The organism is Shewanella sp. A22, from assembly GCF_053850585.1.
On record NZ_JBSQBN010000031.1, the window covers coordinates 12,191 to 33,217 of the forward strand.

A 21,027-nucleotide genomic window follows, 5' to 3' on the forward strand; every position below is an offset into this window, starting at 1 on the left:
AAATCACAAGGTAATGACTTGAAGCTTATCGTTATTTACTCCCTAAGAGGAATCATTAATGCTAGACACTGCAACTGTTAAAATTATTAAGGCTACTGTTCCGGTACTGCAAATTCACGCTAATGACATTACCCGTCATTTTTACCCTTTATTATTTGCACAGCACCCAGAAGTGTTACCTTTTTTCAATCAAACTAACCAAGGTAAAGGCACTCAGCCCAAAGCGCTCGCTAATGCAATAATTGCTTACGGCGCGAATATTGATGAACTAGGCAATTTAAGCGCTACAGTCAGTAAAATAGTACAAAAACATACAGCATTAGGCATTTTACCAAACCAATATGATGCTGTTGGCAGCTGCTTATTACAGGCAATTAAAGCCGTCTTAGCTGATGCAGCAACTGATAAAGTGATTGATGCATGGGCAAAAGCATATGCACAATTAGCCGACATTTTGATTGCTGCTGAAGAGTCTGTTTATACAGAAAACGAGCAGAAAGCGGGCGGCTGGCGAGGCGAGCGTGAGTTTATTTTGGTTAAACGCATAGATGAAAGTGCAGTAATCACTTCATTTTATTTTCAACCATTTGATAATCTAGGTTTACCACATTTCGAAGCCGGACAATTTGTAACGTTAGTATTTGACAACATTAACGGAGTGTCGATGCGTCGTAGCTACAGCTTATCCGACGCAGCAGGCAAAGATTACCTAAGAATTAGCGTTAAGCGTGAACCTAATGGCGTGGTATCTAATCACTTACACGACAATATTCAACTCGGTGATAAAGTGATGCTCCGCAGCCCTTGCGGCGATTTTGTTTTGCGCAAAAACGCCAAACCATTAATTTTAGTGACTGGCGGAGTAGGGATCTCCCCCGCCATTAGCATGCTCAATACAGAAGCAGGTTCTGGCCGAGATATTCGCTTTATTCATGCTGTGAATAACAGTGACGCACATGCTTTCAAACAACATGTTGATCAATTGTCAATGACCCACGATCACATCAAGCCCCTGTATATTTATAGCCAACCAAAACCGCATTGCCAACCCCATGCAACTGGGTTTATTGACGCATCATTGATTGCTGAACAGCTGCCTGCTGACCGCGACGTCGAGTTTTATCTCCTTGGTCCAATCGGTTTTATGCAAGCAGCATTAGCTATTGCCACAGATTTAGGCGTACCAGAAAACCAAATTCATTATGAGTTTTTCGGTCCATCCGAAGCATTAATGGCTTAATAAGCATCAACCCCAAACGCCCTGGCCATGATTCCAGGGCTTTTATCAATTAATACAGGGGCTATTATCTCAGCTTGGTAAGGCCTGAGGCTTAATGTATCAACTATTCAGACTGGATCTTAGGTATCGCGCCTTGATCGAGAGCAACAACTCGATTGGCTTTTGCTAATATAAAGAAATGAGACGATGCCAATCGATAGCGGATTGAGATGATAATACATACCCTCAACTCGGGATAATAAATGGTTATCAAACAATTCTTTGTCTAGCTAGATGTTACATTGGCTCGCAAAACAAAATGACAAAAAGTCACTGACCAAAATAATTCAATATTAATCACGCTTGCTGAACGCTTTAATAAAATTAATCAATTTTAGTTTCTGTTTTCATCTGTAATGCCTTTACCCCTAAACGATCTGCTTCATTTTCTAAAGAAGGATTATCATTAACAGCCATGCCACCAATTGAAACAGTGGGTTTTACCTTTCCCTGAGCCTGTTGTACAACATGGCCTAACTCATGAGGTAAATGCTTCTCCTGACCCGAAGCAAGATGTATATCACTACCTTGAGCATAAGCATGAGCTTGAACAGCGGCAGGTTTGCTCGAGTTGTAATGCACATTAACATGGTCTAGGCTCATTCCCGATAACGCCTCCATACCAGATTTAAGTTGGTTCGGTAATCCGCCACCTGAGAATGCCTTTGCTGTATCAGGCATTCGTTGTAGGGGGTGAGTTTGAGTGCTAGCGATAGGATTAACAGTAAAATAGGCCTTTGAGTGGGTTGCCACGTAAGACTTATGTTGGGTTAATTTGTCTTCTTCACCCAAATTCGCTTTAAGTTTCATAAGCTGTAGTGATTGTTGACGATTATCTTGAATCACGGCGTTAGCTTTGCCTTTAGCCTGCAAAGCGCTAGGGGTTTTAGCTTGTCTCTGTGGCACTTGCGAAAAATGCTCTTTGGTGGGTTTCGACACTTTTTCCTTCATCCTGAAAGTCGCCATAATATCTTCCCTTTTTGATTTGTAATCAGCTTAAATATTTATGTAGGTGCTGTTAGGCTCCCCTCTTGCTGCATTGCTTATAGAATGATAAGCCGTGATGTAAGATACATGATCATCCTTAGGTAATGCCCCCAAAGTAACAGAAACCACTAGAATAAATTTTGTTTTCCCTTGCGTAGTAGAAATCATGCTTAACACCATTTTATGCCCACTCGATATACCTGCATCCCTAAACCGAGTAGCAAGCTTAGTCGGTGTACAAATTTTTCTTCTATACGCTTCTTCTTTGGCCAGCTTATGAGAGTCCTTATCAAAATGACTGGTATTACCGGATGTAACCAGTTGTACTATTTTTTTACTCGGTTTCACCATGTCTTGTAAGTTTCTTTGTGCTACCGATCCGGCTCGATTATCAACTAATGCTAGAGTTTGTTTTACATCACTTTGTTTCTGAGTAACGGAATTGATAATGGCTCTACTGTTACGCTCAGTTGGCTTTTCTTTTTGTGCATACATAGCTAAATCCTTTTAGTTTGTTTTTGCTGCGCTTTGATCACCAATAAAACATCTATCGCTAACTTTAGTTCTATTTAAGGCAAGCTGCCGCGCCTTTTTATGGCTAATTGACGAAAAAAGTTATAGCCAAAGACCCCTAGAATAAAAATAAACAAGAAAAGTTGTTGTTGCTCTTGCCAATAAGGATCACAACTAAATACCAACATAATAAAAATACAGCTCAGCAGTAAAAATACTAAAAAATACCAGCGACTGAACAAGTTCCTTAAAGAAAAGAACCAAATGGACGCGATGACATAAGCAGAAACAACAAGTATTATCAGGAAAAATGCCAATCGCAGCGGCCACCTCAAAGGGCAAAGAACATTACACACCTCATCAGCAAACTCTACTGCGGGCTTCAATAAGGGAAAATCACTCATTGGAGGGGTGAAATAGCGCTTATCGATAAGGCTCATGGTGTGTTCTGACAACGGAAAAGACCAGAAAGCAGCGCCTAGATAACTCCATCTTGTGTAATCCAACACTTGTTGCAATTGGGTGGTGTCATCTGTGTCATTGGTACGGATAAGTGGCAAGGACTTGGCGAAAATTTTCCCTGCTATATTTGAGTATTGTTCATCACCGAGTAGCGTTCTAAACGCCTTCATTGCAGCAACACTTTCGTTAATAGAAGAAGATACAGGCTCTGAACCTTCAGTATTTTGATTATGCATTAGTGAATTAGCATTATTATTGTCTGTTGCTTTATCCACTGCCGATAAAGGTGAAAAAATCACGATAAACACATTTACGTAGTTTTCTATTCTTGCCAAATTTTCTACTGTGTAAAACAAAGAAGCTTTTTCGGTTAGCTCATAGGCGGGTAACATAATATTAAGGTAATACTCATCATCAGGATGTGCTTGTACAGACATAGCATCCTCCGTATTTAAGCCTTGCTTGAGTTTTTTTATAAAGTCGATAAACTCATCTATTTTAACCTGGCTATTTATCCCTTTAAGATCAAAATTTAGCGTCACACCATCTGCCATGGTTCGGCTAGGGCTGGCGCCAAGACTTATCACAGGCTTAATCTGATTAATAAAATCTCCTTTTATTGGCGTCTTAATCACTGCTAGTATTTGTTCTATTAAGGCCTGATTGAACACTGGAGCCGTGGAGGATGGATGGTTTATAACCTCATGAGATGAAATCACCAAATCCACTTTTACTTTATGATCATGAGCATTGAGAACAAATTGTGAGAATGGTTTATCTGCACGCCAATTATTAGGCATGATAACTTTTTGCCCCTCTAGGCTAGCAGAAAAATACCCCATTCGAGTTAAGTGGTTGTAGTCGACTCGGCTATCGTTTTTTTGTTGCCAATAAGGATAAACACCATAGTAAATCCGCGACTCATCTCCTCCAACAACACTGTTTTCTGTACAACCACAACCCGGACTCGCCTCCCATAACAAAGGCTCTGAAATATGTGTGCTTGGCTCACCCGTTTTATGGGCCAATTTGTAAAGACTCTCTAGCACGCTGGGTTGAAATAACGTCGCACCGAGATTGTTAAGTGCCACACCAAATAAGTAAGCATCCGCAAACTGAACTGCGCGTAAACGAGATAACTCAGCAAGCTGTGTTTTATCTAAAACAATAAGAGATAACGATGCCAAAAAGGCATCTGCATGGCTCCGGCTGACGGAATAACCTTGAGGTTGAGCAAGCACCTGTGTCACTGCAGGGGGAGCGGTGACCTTATTGGAGTCCTCTTTAATATTGCTATTATTGTCTGTGGTATTGATTGCAGCGTTATCTTTGCTAGTAGCACTTATACTGCTATCTACAGCAGAGGCGCCTTTATTAGTATCTTCACTGACGGGTGAAGTAAGTAACTGATACTTAGCTGGGGTCACGGTGACCAATTGATCCAAAATAGCCGTCAGTTTTTTATTATCACTAGGGCCCACAAGCGCCGTAACGATAGGAGTTAACGCGGTACCTATTTCTGTATCAGTTTTGAAAGACTTTCCAACTAGATCATTGAATTTTTTTTGGTTCTCACTCCATGTCGTTAATCTATTTATATCAGCGGTGTTTATTTGGTAATAAGCTTGTACTGTTTGTTCAGGCTTGATGACGGGCTGATAATAATTAGGCGCTACAGGAGAATCATGTTGGTATTTTCCTGACTGAGGATTTAAGTAGAACTTATCGAAGAGATCATGTAATTGCGTCGGCGTGCCGTAGCAGTATGGAATATCTAGGCAACTCGGTTGATTGACGAGCCCTAATAAAACTTGTTCTGAAACCCAACGCTCAAATGGCATACTAATTAACGTCTTACGCCATGAAGGATAGTTTTGAGTCAACTCAGCGACGGTGACTAAGGAACTTAATAACTGGGTCACAAAGTCATTACTACTCACAACAGGTTTGAACTGGTTAAATTCTTGGCAAAAATAGCTAAGCCATTTCTCAGTAAGCCGACCCACTTTCCCATCCGTTAGATAACTACCAGAGCGAGCAGCATCGGCGAGGTAATCAGGCAAATCCCGATAGATCGTGGCCAAGTTTTGCTGCACAAGATCGCCAAAAATTTTACTTTTGAGGCTAGGATCTGCCATTGTCTTCGCCACCTCGGTTTCACAATAAGATACACGACTATTAGCGGCGGTAAATGCCGTATAACCAAGGCATGACAGCATAACAAAAACCAATAGTAAGCTTCTTAATAAAGAAGGCCTCGCCCAAGCACTAAGCCAATTCATATAGTCTTTCCTTCTTTGCGTAATTCTTTGGCTATGCCGCTAACAAGATCTTGAAACGCGATAACGTTATGACCAGCTTGCACGGCACAAATAGCGCCATAACGAACCACATTGGCAATGGCGCCACCCGATAACTCATATTTTTCGGCAATGATTTGCAGCTTTTCAGGCTCATCATCTTGATAGCGCCCATTAAGCATGTTGAGCCAAAGTTGATGACGCTGAGGCGCATCGGGCATAGGAAAATAAATCAGTGATTGGAAACGCCGAGAAAAGGCATCATCTATATTTGCTCTTAAATTACTCGCTAAAATAACGATGCCGGGAAAGTCTTCAATACGTTGTAGCAAGTAGGCCACTTCCTGATTTGAATGACGTTCATTAGCTCCTCCGCCCTGAGAACGAGTTCCAAACAAGGCATCGGCTTCATCGAAAAAGAGGATCCAACGCTTACTTTGAGCCTGATCGAACAGGTTGGCTAAGTTTTTTTCCGTCTCACCTATGTATTTAGACACCATCGCCGAGAGATCGATACGATATACATCTAACCCTAATTCCGCCCCTATCAAGGTCACGGTCAAAGTTTTACCAGTTCCTGGTGGGCCATAGAAAAGGCTACGATAACCGGGTTTAAGAGATTTAGATAACCCCCAATCTTGTAATAAATGATCGGCATGGATTATCCAAGCTCTTATTTTATCTATCTCGTCCATTACCTCTGTAGATAAAACCAAATCCTCCCAAGCTAACGGGCTAGTGATCAACTTTGCGGGAAACTGGCTACTATAATCTGGTTTCTGAGTAATGCCTGTAGTGAATTGGTTGAGGAATTCTGCCTCCAAACTGAAACTGCTACTAAAAAAAGGTTCGCCAGTGTTGGGCGACGACAACTTAATCACATTATGTTTAATAAAAGGGTGTTGGGCTTCAAAATAAGCAGCAATACGAAAGCGATCGACTAGAGACTCTCCAGCGAGTACAAACGCGGCAGTCTCACAGGTCGGTAAAAAACCTTGATGGATAGTACCAGGCTTACCCCCAAATTCAGTATAAGGCCGATCAAAGTTACTGTTACGAATAAAAAAAGTATCAAAAATATGAGGTTTAATATGGGGGATCAAGGCCATGACTAACAGCAACCTCTCTTCGCTCAGGTTAAGGTATTCTTTCACCCAGAGGGCATAAGCCGATTTATCTTGATGCAAATCTGGAGCGGAGATCTGATCAATGGATTCAAACTCTGTTTCTTGCTTAAAGTAAAGCTTAATCCTTAAATCTAACACCATAGAGAACCAAGCGATTTCCCGTTCTAAGCTGGCAGCATTGGCCTCACAGAGTGTGGTCGGCGCACCCAATAGGCCTGAATCTATCAACGCCTCCATCGTCTCACTTTTCGCATCTGATACGTTGACCACAGACGCGTCTTGAGCAATTGCTAACGTGCTGTCACTTTCCGAGTTATTGGAAAGGACTTCTGCGGGTATTTCATCTTGAGTTACCACCGTTAATTTACTCATCCTTGGCGACCTTATATCAAAAAACAAATATTCCTTTTTGCGTTTATTAACGCTATTTTACGACTTTGGCACTATGACTTAACGCCATTCAACATGCAGAACACGCTCCATCCAAGGCAGTTTAATAACCCCAAAACTCCAAGGAAGACTATCTAACAGCACATCAAAAGCTTTGGGTTGAATGCGCAACTTCCACGCCTCTTTCTCTAGGGTGATCACGCCATCTCGCTGAAGGAAAGTTTGCCTTAAACCATCGACACTGGTGTTACCCAAAGCGCGCCAATTCTCAATAACGCCAACTAAAAGCCCTTCAGCCGTGTCTTTTTCTTCGTCCGTTAACCCGATATGGTAATGAAGCGGTTTAGCGCTTTTCATCCCACAGAGGATCTTATTTAAGCTTAATTGAAACTCCGGAGAGTCCTGTTGAGCATTCACAAGATACTGTAAGACATGTAATGCCTTCTCTTGAGCATTGTCATTGATAAACTCCCCTTGCTGAGTCAACGACAACATAGTAAACAGGCGAGAAATATATGGACTCAGTAACACTAGCCCGGCATTGGCCACATAGATTTTATCTATCGTCTCAACGTCCTGTTCAACATCACTTTCATTGGCTGAATTTCTTAATCTTGCATCATTTTGCAATGCGCTATTATTGTTGGCATCTTTACCCTTCACGCCGTAGATAATGGATTCTATTAGTGCAAGAGGATCCTTTGTTGTAAGAGAGGTATCGTCACTAGTGCTATCAACAGAAGCACTCTGTGTTACATTAATTTTTTTCGACTTTTCTAGTGCATTATCGAGTAACGTCAGTTGTTCAAAGAGCCTCACAACTTGAGTTCCCGATCTTCTATTCTCCTTAAGCTCTACCCTTAATTGAATTAAGAAATGCTGCCACGAGGAGAACATTCGATTAAGGCGTTGATCTGTTTGGTATATATCTTGTAAAAAATCCATAATTGTGAGGGTTAACTCGCCATGATGACTAGCCAAAGCCTTTGGAAAAAACAACCAAAATCGCCAATGTAAATCACTCGATAAATGAATAAGTGTAGGACAACATTGCGTCAAGCTTCTTAGTCTTGTATACAATTGAGTAAAAGAGTGGCCATAAAGAAAAGTCATTAGCTCGACAAGTTCATTATTACTCCTTATCGAAACAAGGCATTGCATCACCTGATGATGTCTAATGTAATTCAATAATTGAGCTTTAAGCGCTGCTGCATCATGTTTAAGCAAGTAACGGAGGTAGGTGTCAACCTTATGATATTGCCGCGCATTGGCTCGAGAAAAGCCCAGATAAGACACTGACCCAGAGTCAGTTTGAGCTAACTTTTCTAGCAGTTTCTGCATCGTATTAAGCATTTCAACATCATCTTGCAACACGTCTTGCTCTACACTTACACGGTCTCGATTAGCATTTTTTTCGTTTTCAATATGCTGAGTTTTTGCACGTTGAAGCGCATTATCTTCCATCTCGTTAACTTTTAACGAGCTGGCTGAGCTGGTAATGGATGTATTCTGAACAGTACTTATGTCTGTGACCTTCATGCTATTTCGCCACTGAGGAATCAAGGAAAATAGCTTAATATGAGGAATTAATAGGGGGGGGTTAACCATAAAGAAGGCGTCATCGCTTATTGAGAGGCGGTGAAAACGAGGGTAGTCGGTTAAGTCATGCAAATTCGATGATGTTAAAGGTGGCAATAAATCCGCTGAAGAAGTCCGCTGAGATAGACTAAATGTTGATGATAAATCGTCAACCGCTTCAAGCAGTGAAATGAGCACTTGGCGTTGCGACCATTGAATATTGACACAAATAAAGTGCCAATCGATAGATTGCATCACAGCTTGTTGCATAAGGTCGAAATAGCGCACAATATCTTCTTTTTCCAACAGAATAAGTAAATTCACAAAATTAGAGAGTTCTTTATGCGTATCTTTTTGCTTAGCTTTTATCGCTAAGCACTGGGCCATTTTTAGTAATCTATTCTCCCACTGCTGGAATATCACTAAGCGACCTAAAGGAGAAGCCTCCTCAATGTTTGGCTGCACAGAAGCATGAGCTTCAGGAGGAAGATAAGCCGCATCTATTGGGCCAACGCTAACGTTGGATAAAGGCGTATAAATCGCTAACTCAGGCTGTGCCGCACACCATTTTTTCAATATATCGATAAGCCAGAGAGGAGCGCTCTTATCAACGTTGTGATTAGCGGTTCTCTCGTTACGGTATAAGGCTTCCTTAAGCATAGCTTGCAGTAAGGTTTGGTAAGGTAAGTGACGGTAGGCAGCCATTTGTACAACAAAATATTGAACCAGTGAGGCAATATCAGGTACCTTCCTGGCGGTTTTTATCCCTTGAGTTTGGGCAGGAACATGGCAAATAAAACGCCACAAAATCAAACTTATTTGCAAATCTAAAGAAGTGGAAAAAATCAATTTTTGAGTTAATTTATAACGCGAATTTTTTTGAATAAATCCTAGCGGCAATAACTCTGTCTCATTTAGCCCTGCTTTTTTAAGTAACAGAGTCTCCATTGATGAGTGAGTTTTTATATGACCATTTGGTATCTTAACTCCCGTAAATAGTAATGATTCTTGAGTCATAAGCGTTGGTAAAATCACAAGTAATCGAGGTAAAAATAACGCAATTAATCGATATTGAGTGGACTTAGGCAGTACTAATAAATAACGCTGTATCTGAATATCACTACGTCCATATTGCAATAAAATAAAAGAGAATTGAGTTAAGATCGTCTTATTAGCTTTAGGTAAAAGCAACTCTAAATTAGCAGAGTCACCTAGCACTAAGGCAAGCACTAAACGTCGTAATAATTGAGCCTCATCATGCGCGAGGTCTGCGATTACCGATCCGTTCGCGTCAAATCCCCGTGAGAGTTGAGAACGCTCAGTATTTTCTGTATTAACGGGCTGTTCACTCAAGCTTTCAATTGAAACCTTGGGTTCCAAACACAAGTGGCTCTGAACTAAATCGAGTGGGTGTAGCAACAATGAAACAAGGAGTTCCATCAATTCACTTTGCATGACAGATTGCTGTTCTGGTGTTGAAAACCCTTGAATAAGCCCGCTAACGAGTTGCTGATGATCTAAATTATGATGAGCAGCCATTTGTTGAGTCAACGCACTAAGGTAGCTGAGCTTATTGAATACCGAACCTCGCTCTGTAACCAAATAGCTTAAACTAAATTGCCAAAGATATTGCCTAACACCAACCGCTTCAAATTGGGGACCTCTTTCTACTTCAGTATCAACAAGTCTAGACGTTAATTGAGCCACAATTGACTTAATAAACGCCTTCTCAGAAGGGGCCAATACGCCCAAAAGGGTTTGCAGCATCGGAGCACTAAGACGTGTTACTAACATCTTAATGACACTAGGTTGCTGACCATAGAGATAAAGCCCTTTACGAAACAACTCACTATATTCAGCGATATAACGAGACCAGTGTTTGATAATATAGTCGATACGCCCTTGCTGTAACCCTATGGCAAGTTGTGTAATTAAGACTTCTTCCTCCGTTAGTCCTAATTTATCTGTTATAGGAGGATCAATATTCCGTGCCCCTTTAGCCATAGAAACGGGCTCAGCGTTGAACGAAAGCTCACTCAAAATATGAAACATATTTTTTGCTAGGGGAGAATCGGAGCCTACGCTTAGTAATGACTGACACAAAGATTGATGCAACCTAGCTTGACTCACATTTTGATGATTGGCCGCCTGTTTTATCATGCTATGCAGATAAGCCTTACGGTTAAACGCACTGCCACGATCAACTAAAAGATAACTTAACGTGAACTCCCAAAATATCCTGTGGTGATTTGTCATCTCAGGCATAGGAGCCGAGGGAGAAATGGCTAATCCGATTATGTCTGCACGAGTTTCCCTTCCGTTTGGGCTCAGTTTTTTATGTGTTTGATTCTCTTTTAAGGTAAACAACTGCGGCAGACCTAAACGTTTAAAGCTTAGAATAAAAACACTTTCAGTCGGCTCTAGTAGCGTCAACAGATCAATAAACATAGGCTCAGATAGCGCTGTCGATAAGGCATGCCTGACCTCATATTGCTGGCCAAGGTGACGCAATAAGATCACAAATTCTTTAGCCAATTCATGGGTCGCCAAGGACCAAATAAACAACAACTCCGAGTGATGCCCTCGTAGCAAGGCCCAAGTGAATAAAGTCATGGCCTGTTGACGCCCATCGCGTGAGGTTAAGTTTGGTTTATCGACATCCGCAGCCATAGACTCCCGATACAGATGATCAGCGGCAGCAACGGAAGAGAGTATAGTATTAAAGTTGGCCTTCATCCCATTAGGAGCATATTGCTGACACACATTAACCAATGATGTAATCCGACCTAATCTTAAGTTTGGAAAAAATTGCTCTTGTGCATCAGCGTTCGCGTGAGCAGAATTAATCTCAAACAGAACAGCGTCAGACCTATTGACCAAAGACAAAAACAAGGCGAGTAAAAAATCTTGAACTTTTGCTTTACTCTGACCTTCTAGCCAACCACCTTGAGTAAAAAACTGCTTCTCAGTCTGACTAAATCCTTGTCCATCGCCATAGTCGAGCATTATCTTGAGCAACAACGCCATTTGTCGCGAATGCTGAGTCATGGCCAACAGACAGGTTATGGCCTTGTCTGTTTTGAGATACCGAAGAAGGCGAGTGATGACCACTTGCTTTTGGGTAGAAATGTTAAATAAATGAGTCAGTGGGCCTACGTGAGCCAATACGGTCGTTTCAAACCAGTCAGTCCAGTTTTGTTGCTTTGCATAAAAACGGCTGACTTCCGTATTCCAAGACAAGACGCCAAACTCGAGAAAATACTTAAGTTGTAACCAGCTTGCCTGTGCTTTGGACATACTACGATAATCACATTGACTGATATCTTGATGTGTCTTTCCAGAAAATTGAGGTAGAACAGCTTTACTGCCTTGTTGATGGGCCTCATTTGGTATAAACGTGCTAGCACCCGACGTTGTCGATAATAGTTTAAGCTGTTCATTTAAGGCCTGTTGAACCCTAAGTAACAATTGATTACGATAATCCGCAGCGGGCAAATTACCTAGGTCGATGACAAGATTGTCAATACTAATCACCCTGTCAGTTTTACTGTACAGCTCAAATACCTCATCTATAAGTGGCAATAAATCATGTAGCATAAATCTATGTGCCAGCGACTGAAATTCATCAGCAAGACATTGATTTGGAAAACTAATATCTAACACAGCTTGTTCAATGAGGTGCTTATCTGAAGGTAATGTTTGTTGGCCTTGTGTCATAATCATGCTGTCACCGTAGTACTTTCGACTAGCCCTTGAGCTTTCTGATAGCTCTTAAGTAAGTCCACCAGCTGCTGAGCGCTCTGTTGACATTCATCACTAGGGCTGAAACCACTTCTCCTTAATTCCAGCCATTTCATATAAGTTTGCTCAAACTCACACAATTGGGCAAAACCTAACCAATAACATTGAGGATAAATGTGAGCAGGACATTGCTCTGTTACGATCTCCTGCGCCATTTTTTGATAGCCTTTATCTGCACATCTGGCGGTAAAATTAGGGAAAATAATAGACACCCTTAAAGAGTAAAAATCCTCCTCTACGGTATGAGGTTTTAACAATGTAATGTTACTGTCTGTTCTCGTCTCAGGCCTTAAAAGTAAGTGTTCAACCACATAAATACCTTCACATTTACGATTCAGCAACACCAAGTGCTCACGTATAATATTTGCTAGCCGATTGGCCTTATTGGTATCAGAACTCGATCCCAAATAATAGCTAGTATCGTGCTGCAATCTAGCATCTTTGACGCTAAGCTCTTGTTTCTGCTGTAAAGTAAAAAAAAGATCATATTGAGATAAGCGGCCTCGCTTCACTAATTTAAAATGAGTGATATCGACCCCTTTTCTAAAGAAAGTCTCTCCAATAACATTATTTTTAAGAGGCAATAAAGATAAAAAAACTTTGGAGGCGCTTTTCTCATCTTGCTTAATCGATGAATTAATTAACGTGATGGGAATAAAATCTTTGGCCATCGCATCATTCAAGATAACTTGGTTATGGTGGCTAGCGTTAAGCTGCTCAAACTCGGCGTCTGTGACGATGTCCAGCGGCTGTCGTTTAATCAAACTAGTATAAGGCCATTGATTAACTTGCAACCCCAGTAAGCTGCTTAACCTAAACTGGAAACCACCAATATTATGAGTAAACTCACGATAACTGCGATAGTCAAACCCCGCTCCTCGATCTCGTCCTAGGGCCAATACCGAGGTTAAATACTGATATTTATTATCCAACAGCACGGCCTCAAGACCTTGTTGGCTATCATAGGCATTGAACTGTCTTAAGATCCTTTGATCTAACGTTTCACCATAAAGGGCCAATAAATAATCCAGTACCCTTCCTTTTCTGTCATAAAAGTGATCAAATTTGGCGAGTAACTCATCGAATGTTTGTTTGGGTGTCTTAGGATAAAAACGTTCTATTCCAGGTAGGTTTATTGAATCAAACGAGTAAAATTGATAAGTTTGAGTGTAGTGTTTATCTATTGAGAACAAGTTCTTTAAGTTATTAATATTAGATGAGAAATTTGCCATAAGCTGATCAAAAATAAGCATATAGCCCTTAAGCTGATTAGCTTTGGCTTTATCTAAAGGGTCTGCCGATGCCTGAATGCCCATAAGACTTAAATTATAGTGAACAGGAAAATGTTGCTGTACTGAGTGATAATGCTTTACCTGCCTATAGCGGCCTTGAACCGCCTGATACAAGCTGCTTACTTCTTGGCGGGTGTGACGCATCGAATATTGTTTAAACTGCCTATGTTCCACATGAGATTTGAATGTTTCAAAATCTATATTCAGTGTCTGTCTATGACGCTGCAAACAGACCTTGATGTTTTTGGGATCGTCAGGAATAAGTAACCATGACTTATCTCTAATAACTTGTGACAGCTGGTTTTTTTGCTCCACTTCTTGTGGATTTGTATTACCAGGATCTTGAGTTTCTTTCTCTTGGTCTTTCGTCATATTCAAGCGACTAAGCGACTCATCCACATCCTTCAAAGCTAAGTGATTGATTGTCTCAATGCCTTCTAAAGTACGAATGACCGAGTACAAGGACGAAAGCGTACGACAGACCTTGTCTGTGCTGCGGTCTCTTGTTTGACTATCCAATACCTTGTAATAGCCATGCTGAGTTCTAGGCCCTGTGAGTATGGCTTCTAAGCTTTTCCCTTGCTTGATTTGTTCTTCATACGTTTCTATTACCAACTCCCCCATTAGCCACTGCTGGCTAACATGGTAAATCTTAGCCATCACTGACTCGGCACTAACATTATCACTAAGCTCAATATCGGCATGCAACTGATACCCGTTGTCAGCAATAATACTTATCTCACCAATATCTTCCCCAAGGTTGCGATGCTTACCATATACAAGTGACACCTTGTTGATAATTTTATCCATCAAGGACGGCCTAGCTTGGCATAGGGCTCGCTGAGATGGAGTAAGCTGTAATTCAATGTTATACAAGCCCTTTTGTGCTGACGCCTGAGCAGAAATCCACACTCTGTCGATTTCTTCTATACCATCGAGTAGAAGATTACGGTAATCCTCCACAGTACAGGCTCGAGCAGGTAGCGCCTCTTCAGGCGGAGCCAAGGCCAATGTGGTGAGATTTAAATAGCCATCGGGCTCAGAAAGGTGGTCTTCAACATTAAATTCGGTGCGATAATTTAACTCTGTTAGCCCATAACAAAGCTGCTCAAGGATAGTCACCCCTGGATCGTGGGCATTATAATCAGTCCAGATGTCACCGGAAAAAGCTTGGGCATATTTGATCCCAGTTTTCCTTAGACTATAGAAACTTAAAGGATCATTTTTAACATCATGCCGAGTTAAGGTGGCACTAGTTTTCATCACCGGCCTCCTCTTTGGTCATTATACAATCTTGCATATAATCATCGAACCAGAGCTTGGTGATGTGATAGCGAATATAAATACCATCGCCATAATCTGTATTGCTACGAATTTGCAAATAATAAGGCCGATAAGCCTCGCTCTTTTGAGGCTTCTCTTTGTCTTTTATCCAGCGTAGACAAAGCTTATCTGCCGAGGAAGTATAATAAGCATGTTGGCTCTTGATACTGCTTTTGACATTAAACCAATTAAACACATCGAACCACCATGAGTCAGGATCGCAGGTGTTCATGGCTATGGCACGTAATAACCCGTAACGGCCCGAACTCTTTATCCCAACGCCTGCCATTATTTCCAATGCCTGACAACCTTCTAACTTAGGTGAAATGGTATGCCAATTTCCGTCAGCTTTAACGGGAAGAATCTTAGGTGTCGCTTTTTCAAAGGCTCCTCCTTTTCTGCCACTACTTTTAAAAGTGCCATTAACTTCAAGTGTATGGCTGGGACGATCACAATTAATCCCTACACAATCATTTGGTGATAAAGCTAAAAGGCTCTGAGCCCCTAAACTTTCAGCACTATTACCTGGAGAAGAGCTGATATCATTAGTGCTATCAGGCTTATTACCTGCCTCTTTATTTGCATATTGTGCATTGGGTGAACTAAAAAGTAAGGCATCGATTTCTTTATCAAACTGAATCGACCAAAGCTGTTGTTCTGGAGCGTTTTCTCGATAGAAACTCATTAAATGAGCATTTTCTTCTAGGGAAGAGACTCTAAAGCCTTCATTAACCGATTTATCAAATCCCTCTTCTAATGTATTAAGGCAGGAGTCAATCAGATCGGAGAAATGATCTGCAGAAGGCAATGCTCCCTTTCTAAAATAATTTTTCAGCGTGCTCCTGTTGCGTTTAGCCATTATGCTGACTTCCTTTTCTTTTTATTTGATCATTATTTTCAGGATCTCGATCGCAAACAATAAAGTTGCCACCGACTTCCAGCTCATCCAGACCAGTGACCTTAGCTTTACGATCATATTCATCTTCGGTTAGCGCTATAACATGATGGTTAAATGGCATCAGTAGACACCAAGGACTGCTTGCCTGGATAATAGCCTCAGGATTAAGCTCATTAGAGACCTGCGTAGTATTGACACTATCGAGCAATTGAAAATTAGCGAGATCCCCTTGACTGCCAGTAACAATGTGTAAGGCAGACACTTGAGTGACAAACTTGACTGATGGATGATGTCGAATAAAAGACTCGATATCTTTCACCTTCAAGGTCCAACCAAAGCCAATATTGCCCCGTTCTGACCAAGGGCACAGAAAATCACAAATATCTTGATTAAGTTGACTCATGGCCGACCCTGAATGCACCCCTGCATTAAATTTCACTGAGCAGCGAACTTGCAGGCTTTCATAAATAGGATTTCGAACATCAACACTGACAAATTTGCTACACAAGCTAGAAATATAGCGTTGAATATTATTTAAAATATTGCTGCTAGCATGGAAATTATCGCAAGGCGTATGGGAGCACGAACTCACCCTTAGCCTCACAATAAGTAAAATATGCCCTGGAAATATTCCTTGAGTTTGATAGATGAGATTAGCAAAACATTTCACCCGCTCTACCTCAGGAAATGCTTCTAAAACAAGCCTTTCATAATCCCAAGGAGAAACAGCCCTTCCCTTGTGCCTTAATCTTTCGCTGACTCTTTGCTTAAACTCTCTTGGTTTTTCAACAGACTTTCCGGAAAAACAAGGGGTTAATTGGCTAACTTTTGCCAAGCCCACTTGAGACTGCATCGCTTGCCATTGATGAATACCGGTTAAACGTGAGTCTGTATCATCAACGTTAAGTTTACGGGTAACTTTAGTGCCATGAGTCGAAATAGAAAGGCAGTAGCCATAACAATTTAAGTCACGATTAGCCGAAGCCCTTATCCAAAACTGTCCTGCTGGCATAATGCTATTATCACTCGTCACATTGGCAGGCACTTTAATCGTTACAATACCCGAGGTAATAAAACCTGCAGTTGAATCGGCTAAAATCTGTCGCTCATCTAATGAATACCAATGATTGTCGACTAAATAAAACCAGTGAATATCGCTCGCGGCATCACCACGATTTAAATTCGCCTTCTCATCTAATTCAAAAAACAAGCTAATTTCATCAGCTAGCTCTTGAGCCTCAAGGCCTATGAACAGATTGCCATCATAGGAATAACGAGGGAAAAGGGTGTGCAATTCTGGTTGTAAGTGGGATGAATTAACTGGATAGATTTGCTGAAAACCAAAAGGGTGGATATGAGTCACACTATGATGCGGTAGGGTCTTTTTATGATTTTGAGGATGTAAATAAATCACACTTTTAGCATGATAGTTCAACGAAAGTTTACTGATTGTTGGGGTGTATGGTGTATTTGGCAAGGCATCAGGCCGCTTTGACTTAGCATTGGTTAATAATGTTTGAGTCAGCAACCCCGAATAATCTTGATGACCAAAGGCTTTGTTTGGCGCAACTAATACAAGTTTAATAAATCCATTTCGACTCTTGAGGTTATAATCAAACTCTTGCTGCCTAGCGCCTCTAGCCACAGGCTTAAACTCATTAGCAATCATACTGGAAAGACTGGCATGTCCAGATAGCTCTCGATTAATAGACTGACAACCGAAGAGGTTAAAGTCATCACCATGTGAAGCATAAACCCAATTTCCGTCTCTCAATATCTGAAAGTTGACCTTAAAACTCTGATTATCAAGATAATAGGGGTAACCCACGTAATGTTCTTTAAAACCACCTGATCCTATCGGTAGCTGAGCCCAATCAATATTAATATCCACTGTTTGAATGTTTTTTTTCGACATCTCTTCACTACCCAGAATAAAGTCACTATGCAAACTGGGTAAAGCACCGAAAGGCACAAATGTTTTGGAAGGATCAAGACGGCCATGGCTATTATAGGCCACAAGCTCGGTAAGCCCTTTGACTGTGACATCTATCGCCACAGAACTTAAAATAAGACTTCTAAATATCGAATAAGGGAAGAACGTCGCCAAAGGTTTAATGGCAAACGTTATACAAGGTTCACCGCTCATCCACATATCGCCGTGGATCTTAGGGTCACAGGGGACGATCGGTGGGATATCTGCTGTTAATGGAATATCGAAATGAAAACCATACACACCTATGTCATCACCTTTAACTTTTCCCCTAAGTGGGTTAATTCGGTAGTGATTAATTTCAAACCAACCATCGGCGATAGAAATATGCATATCAAACATGCTTTCATACAATTCATAAAAAGTACGCAGTTGATCCTGTCGCAATAATCTAAGAAGACGAATAACACCAGAGCTTGCTGTAAATTGTTGGGATTTTTGATCTATCAGCTCAATATCATTATGACTTAGCCATCCACTGTACTCATTTGCACTCAACGCCTTCTCATTAGCCTCCATACAACTCAAGGTATGACGGCTAAAAATACGTCCTAAAATGCGATAAAATTGAAGTTCGTCGGCCGCTAATACTAAAAGTGCCAATAAATAATGCTTATAAATACGCTGACTAACTTTAACACTTGAACTTGTATATATTTCATTAGTTTGCCAAGGCAATAGTTGACTCAAAACCTCCTGTGTCAGCGGGTGAAGAATCTCGGTGTTGACTGAGGACTCAGAAGCGCTTTGTGGACTAACCTGAGAAAACCTTGACTCAGATTCAGCCCCCAACAACTCACTGACAATAGCTGCGAGGTGTTGATGTTTTATCCCATGATCAACATTAGTCACCAGAAGATATAATAGATGCGGGCTTATCTGCTGATATTCGGTCAAAGCTATGGCAAGAGAGATATTTCTGCTGCCTTCTTTCAAATTGAGCACTGGAGCCGAAATTCCAAAGCCTAATTGAGCTTGTATCTGATTTGTTCCTGCTAAAAGTGGGTTAGCCCCAAAAGTAGAAAATACATTCTGGTTACTTACCTTGCGTTGACCGTCTAATGTATTCTTCACAACCTTAGTCACATAGTGCAATTCGCTCTCAGGTGAAATCAATGGATCTCGATGAAGAAATAAGCTGACAACAGAACCGACTCTGGTATTGGATAACAGTAGGTCATCATCTAAAGTAAAGATAATATCTTGTAATTGTGAATTTTTACCACAGGTAAACTCACTCCCTTTAAGTATAATATTGGTTTTATTGAGCCCTTTAGTAGGCGTAAAAACTAGGTAGCAGGATTCAGGGACGGGCACATGAGGGTTAAACTTGAGCAAATTACGATAATAGAAATCTAGATGTTTCATCGTAAAGCGATTTAACTGCGTCTGACTCAGGCGATAAATCTTTAAAAATGCCATTAACAGTCCCATTGCGGGATCATGATCAGCTTGGGCCTTGATCTCTTGAAGGTAGAGATGCAAATCCGTTTGCAGAAAACGAATCGCATTCATCAAAGTGGTAAAACACTGCTGCAGTGTCGACACTCGTTGATAATAGTTCAACTCATAAGCTTGCTCTCTATCAGTTATCTCTACCTTAGGGCTAAGATATTCCTCCATCTCAGACTCGGCATTTATACCCCACATTTTATCTAATGAAATAATAAATTGCTGCATCTCTTGTTTTCGTTGAACATTTAATCCAGCTGATAGCGAGATAAAAGCCTGTAATTGATCCAAGAGCTTTTTATTTACCGCGGAGGCTATTTTTAAACACAGCTCAATCGAGGCCTTACTTTCAGACGTTTTCAACTTGCTATAGGCAAGATTAATATCGCTAAAAAGTTGTATGATGATAGAAATAGTTTGCTCAGAATCACCTTTCAACTGCTCCTCAAACTCTCTGGTGATCCTGCGACTATTAATCGTCTGTAGCTGAGCAATGATAACAAGGTCGTCTGCAAGGAACATAGGTTCCCAACTGCCTTCCATATGATTATCTAAATTATAGAAATGCAATTGACCAGCGATCTCTTTGGCTAACACCAACAAAGTTTCGAAGGACATTTCATCCACATCAAAATGCCCTGGGAGCAAGGCATCTGGCAGCCGTTCAGACTGAGCGCTACCAAGGGATATTAAGCGCGCATCATGACTTGTCATAACGAAGCTGAGTATCTAAATGGACTGTTTTTTCGGATATCATGATTAAAATTCAACGAGCGTCCCCTCCATGATATAAAAGGGATAAACCATGTTACGTCTCGCATTGGTTGTGATCACCCGATAATGCAGACAGATATCAAGTCTCCCCTCCATAGCATGCAGCGTATTAATATCAACTAGCTCTAAATCAATACGCGGCTCAAAAAAGAGAACCGCCCGCTCAATAACATGAGTAAGCTTAGTTATAGTGGCTTGGTTTATCTCCTCAAATACCATGGCTTTAATACCACACCCATAGTCAGGGTCCATGACCCTTTCACCCGGATTGGTTGAAAGTAAAATATTAATGCTCTCTTTAATATCCAGCTCTTCACTCACCATAGCGGCTTGTCTGCCTGATCCGGTAAACTGTGGCGGGAAACGCCAACCTGTCCCTAAAAATGACTTATCCTCAACCATGATTCCCTCCATGAAAACCAAGATCCTCTCTTAGTTTTTAATATCGAATACGATTTACATCAATATGACCGACAAAAATCTCCACGTTTTTTAACACTACCAGCTCTGTGAATTTAGTCTTAATCACCAAAAACAAACAAAAGAGACGACACAATCACTATCCACCAATTAGAACCGTAAAAGCTCCAAGCACTATGCTTCCCCCGTGAACAGTTGAGTCTCCGAGTCTTGCAGCCGGCATACCTCCAATCATGACACTGGCTGAGCCTTTTACTATTGTGTCTGGTGGCCCGACGCAGGTACAGCTATCACCAATCACGCTAGCAGGTAGCTTTTCAATTAACACAGTCGGCACTCCAGGGCCCATTACGGGGCCTCCAACATGGGGAATTGGGGGTAATCCTGGTGTGACCATTGGGCATAAATGCATATCAGTGATCCTTGCTGCTGGTGGCATAA

Annotated in this window: 11 protein-coding genes; 1 reads left to right on the forward strand and 10 read right to left on the reverse strand. The window is 41.1% G+C overall.

The features are described from left to right. The first annotated feature begins 58 nt into the window (after positions 1-58). Entirely contained in the window at positions 59-1,240 is a 1,182-nt protein-coding gene (gene hmpA, locus ACWXWT_RS07875; RefSeq protein WP_456041059.1) for an NO-inducible flavohemoprotein, read from the forward strand. A gap of 363 nt (positions 1,241-1,603) precedes the next feature. Here the strand turns inward: hmpA and ACWXWT_RS07880 are convergent, their stop codons facing one another. The 10 genes from ACWXWT_RS07880 to ACWXWT_RS07925 form a co-directional block, all read right to left on the reverse strand. Continuing rightward, the gene (locus ACWXWT_RS07880; protein WP_456041060.1) at positions 1,604-2,245 is read right to left on the reverse strand and encodes an eCIS core domain-containing protein; all 642 of its coding nucleotides are present in this window, start codon (positions 2,243-2,245) and stop codon (positions 1,604-1,606) included. A gap of 30 nt (positions 2,246-2,275) precedes the next feature. Further along, the gene (locus ACWXWT_RS07885) at positions 2,276-2,761 is read right to left on the reverse strand and encodes a hypothetical protein (protein ID WP_456041061.1); all 486 of its coding nucleotides are present in this window, start codon (positions 2,759-2,761) and stop codon (positions 2,276-2,278) included. Positions 2,762-2,835: 74 nt separating this feature from the next. After that, positions 2,836-5,523 carry a hypothetical protein gene (locus tag ACWXWT_RS07890; protein WP_456041062.1) on the reverse strand — a complete coding sequence of 896 codons (2,688 nt, stop codon included), beginning with the start codon at positions 5,521-5,523 and terminating at the stop codon, positions 2,836-2,838. Continuing rightward, entirely contained in the window at positions 5,520-7,040 is a 1,521-nt protein-coding gene (locus ACWXWT_RS07895; protein WP_456041063.1) for an ATP-binding protein, read from the reverse strand. Before ACWXWT_RS07895 ends, ACWXWT_RS07890 begins: the two co-directional genes overlap by 4 nt. Positions 7,041-7,118: 78 nt before the next feature. Beyond that, positions 7,119-12,359 (reverse strand): contractile injection system tape measure protein, encoded by a 5,241-nt coding sequence (locus ACWXWT_RS07900; protein WP_456041064.1) that lies wholly within the window; start codon positions 12,357-12,359, stop codon positions 7,119-7,121. Beyond that, positions 12,356-14,992 (reverse strand): hypothetical protein, encoded by a 2,637-nt coding sequence (locus tag ACWXWT_RS07905; RefSeq protein WP_456041065.1) that lies wholly within the window; start codon positions 14,990-14,992, stop codon positions 12,356-12,358. The genes ACWXWT_RS07900 and ACWXWT_RS07905 overlap by 4 nt, the downstream gene beginning before the upstream one ends. Continuing rightward, positions 14,982-15,911, reverse strand: a complete 930-nt coding sequence (locus ACWXWT_RS07910) for a hypothetical protein (protein ID WP_456041066.1) — start codon at positions 15,909-15,911, stop codon at positions 14,982-14,984. Before ACWXWT_RS07910 ends, ACWXWT_RS07905 begins: the two co-directional genes overlap by 11 nt. After that, positions 15,904-20,106 carry a hypothetical protein gene (locus ACWXWT_RS07915; RefSeq protein WP_456041067.1) on the reverse strand — a complete coding sequence of 1,401 codons (4,203 nt, stop codon included), beginning with the start codon at positions 20,104-20,106 and terminating at the stop codon, positions 15,904-15,906. The genes ACWXWT_RS07910 and ACWXWT_RS07915 overlap by 8 nt, the downstream gene beginning before the upstream one ends. 45 nt (positions 20,107-20,151) lie before the next feature. Next, positions 20,152-20,568, reverse strand: a complete 417-nt coding sequence (locus tag ACWXWT_RS07920; protein WP_456041068.1) for a GPW/gp25 family protein — start codon at positions 20,566-20,568, stop codon at positions 20,152-20,154. 157 nt (positions 20,569-20,725) lie between these two features. Then, positions 20,726-21,025, reverse strand: a complete 300-nt coding sequence (locus ACWXWT_RS07925) for a PAAR domain-containing protein (RefSeq protein ID WP_456041069.1) — start codon at positions 21,023-21,025, stop codon at positions 20,726-20,728. Between the last annotated feature and the right edge of the window lie 2 nt (positions 21,026-21,027).

Excerpts from the sequence above, each read along its gene's own strand:
- ACWXWT_RS07890 (WP_456041062.1), bottom strand. The coding sequence starts at position 5,523 with ATGAATTGGCTTAGTGCTTGGGCGAGGCCTTCTTTATTAAGAAGCTTA.
- ACWXWT_RS07915 (WP_456041067.1), bottom strand. The coding sequence starts at position 20,106 with ATGACAAGTCATGATGCGCGCTTAATATCCCTTGGTAGCGCTCAGTCT.
- hmpA (WP_456041059.1), top strand. The coding sequence starts at position 59 with ATGCTAGACACTGCAACTGTTAAAATTATTAAGGCTACTGTTCCGGTA.
- ACWXWT_RS07885 (WP_456041061.1), bottom strand. The coding sequence starts at position 2,761 with ATGTATGCACAAAAAGAAAAGCCAACTGAGCGTAACAGTAGAGCCATT.
- ACWXWT_RS07905 (WP_456041065.1), bottom strand. The coding sequence starts at position 14,992 with ATGAAAACTAGTGCCACCTTAACTCGGCATGATGTTAAAAATGATCCT.
- ACWXWT_RS07880 (WP_456041060.1), bottom strand. The coding sequence starts at position 2,245 with ATGGCGACTTTCAGGATGAAGGAAAAAGTGTCGAAACCCACCAAAGAG.
- ACWXWT_RS07920 (WP_456041068.1), bottom strand. The coding sequence starts at position 20,568 with ATGGTTGAGGATAAGTCATTTTTAGGGACAGGTTGGCGTTTCCCGCCA.
- ACWXWT_RS07900 (WP_456041064.1), bottom strand. The coding sequence starts at position 12,359 with ATGATTATGACACAAGGCCAACAAACATTACCTTCAGATAAGCACCTC.
- ACWXWT_RS07895 (WP_456041063.1), bottom strand. The coding sequence starts at position 7,040 with ATGAGTAAATTAACGGTGGTAACTCAAGATGAAATACCCGCAGAAGTC.
- ACWXWT_RS07910 (WP_456041066.1), bottom strand. The coding sequence starts at position 15,911 with ATGGCTAAACGCAACAGGAGCACGCTGAAAAATTATTTTAGAAAGGGA.
- ACWXWT_RS07925 (WP_456041069.1), bottom strand. The coding sequence starts at position 21,025 with ATGCCACCAGCAGCAAGGATCACTGATATGCATTTATGCCCAATGGTC.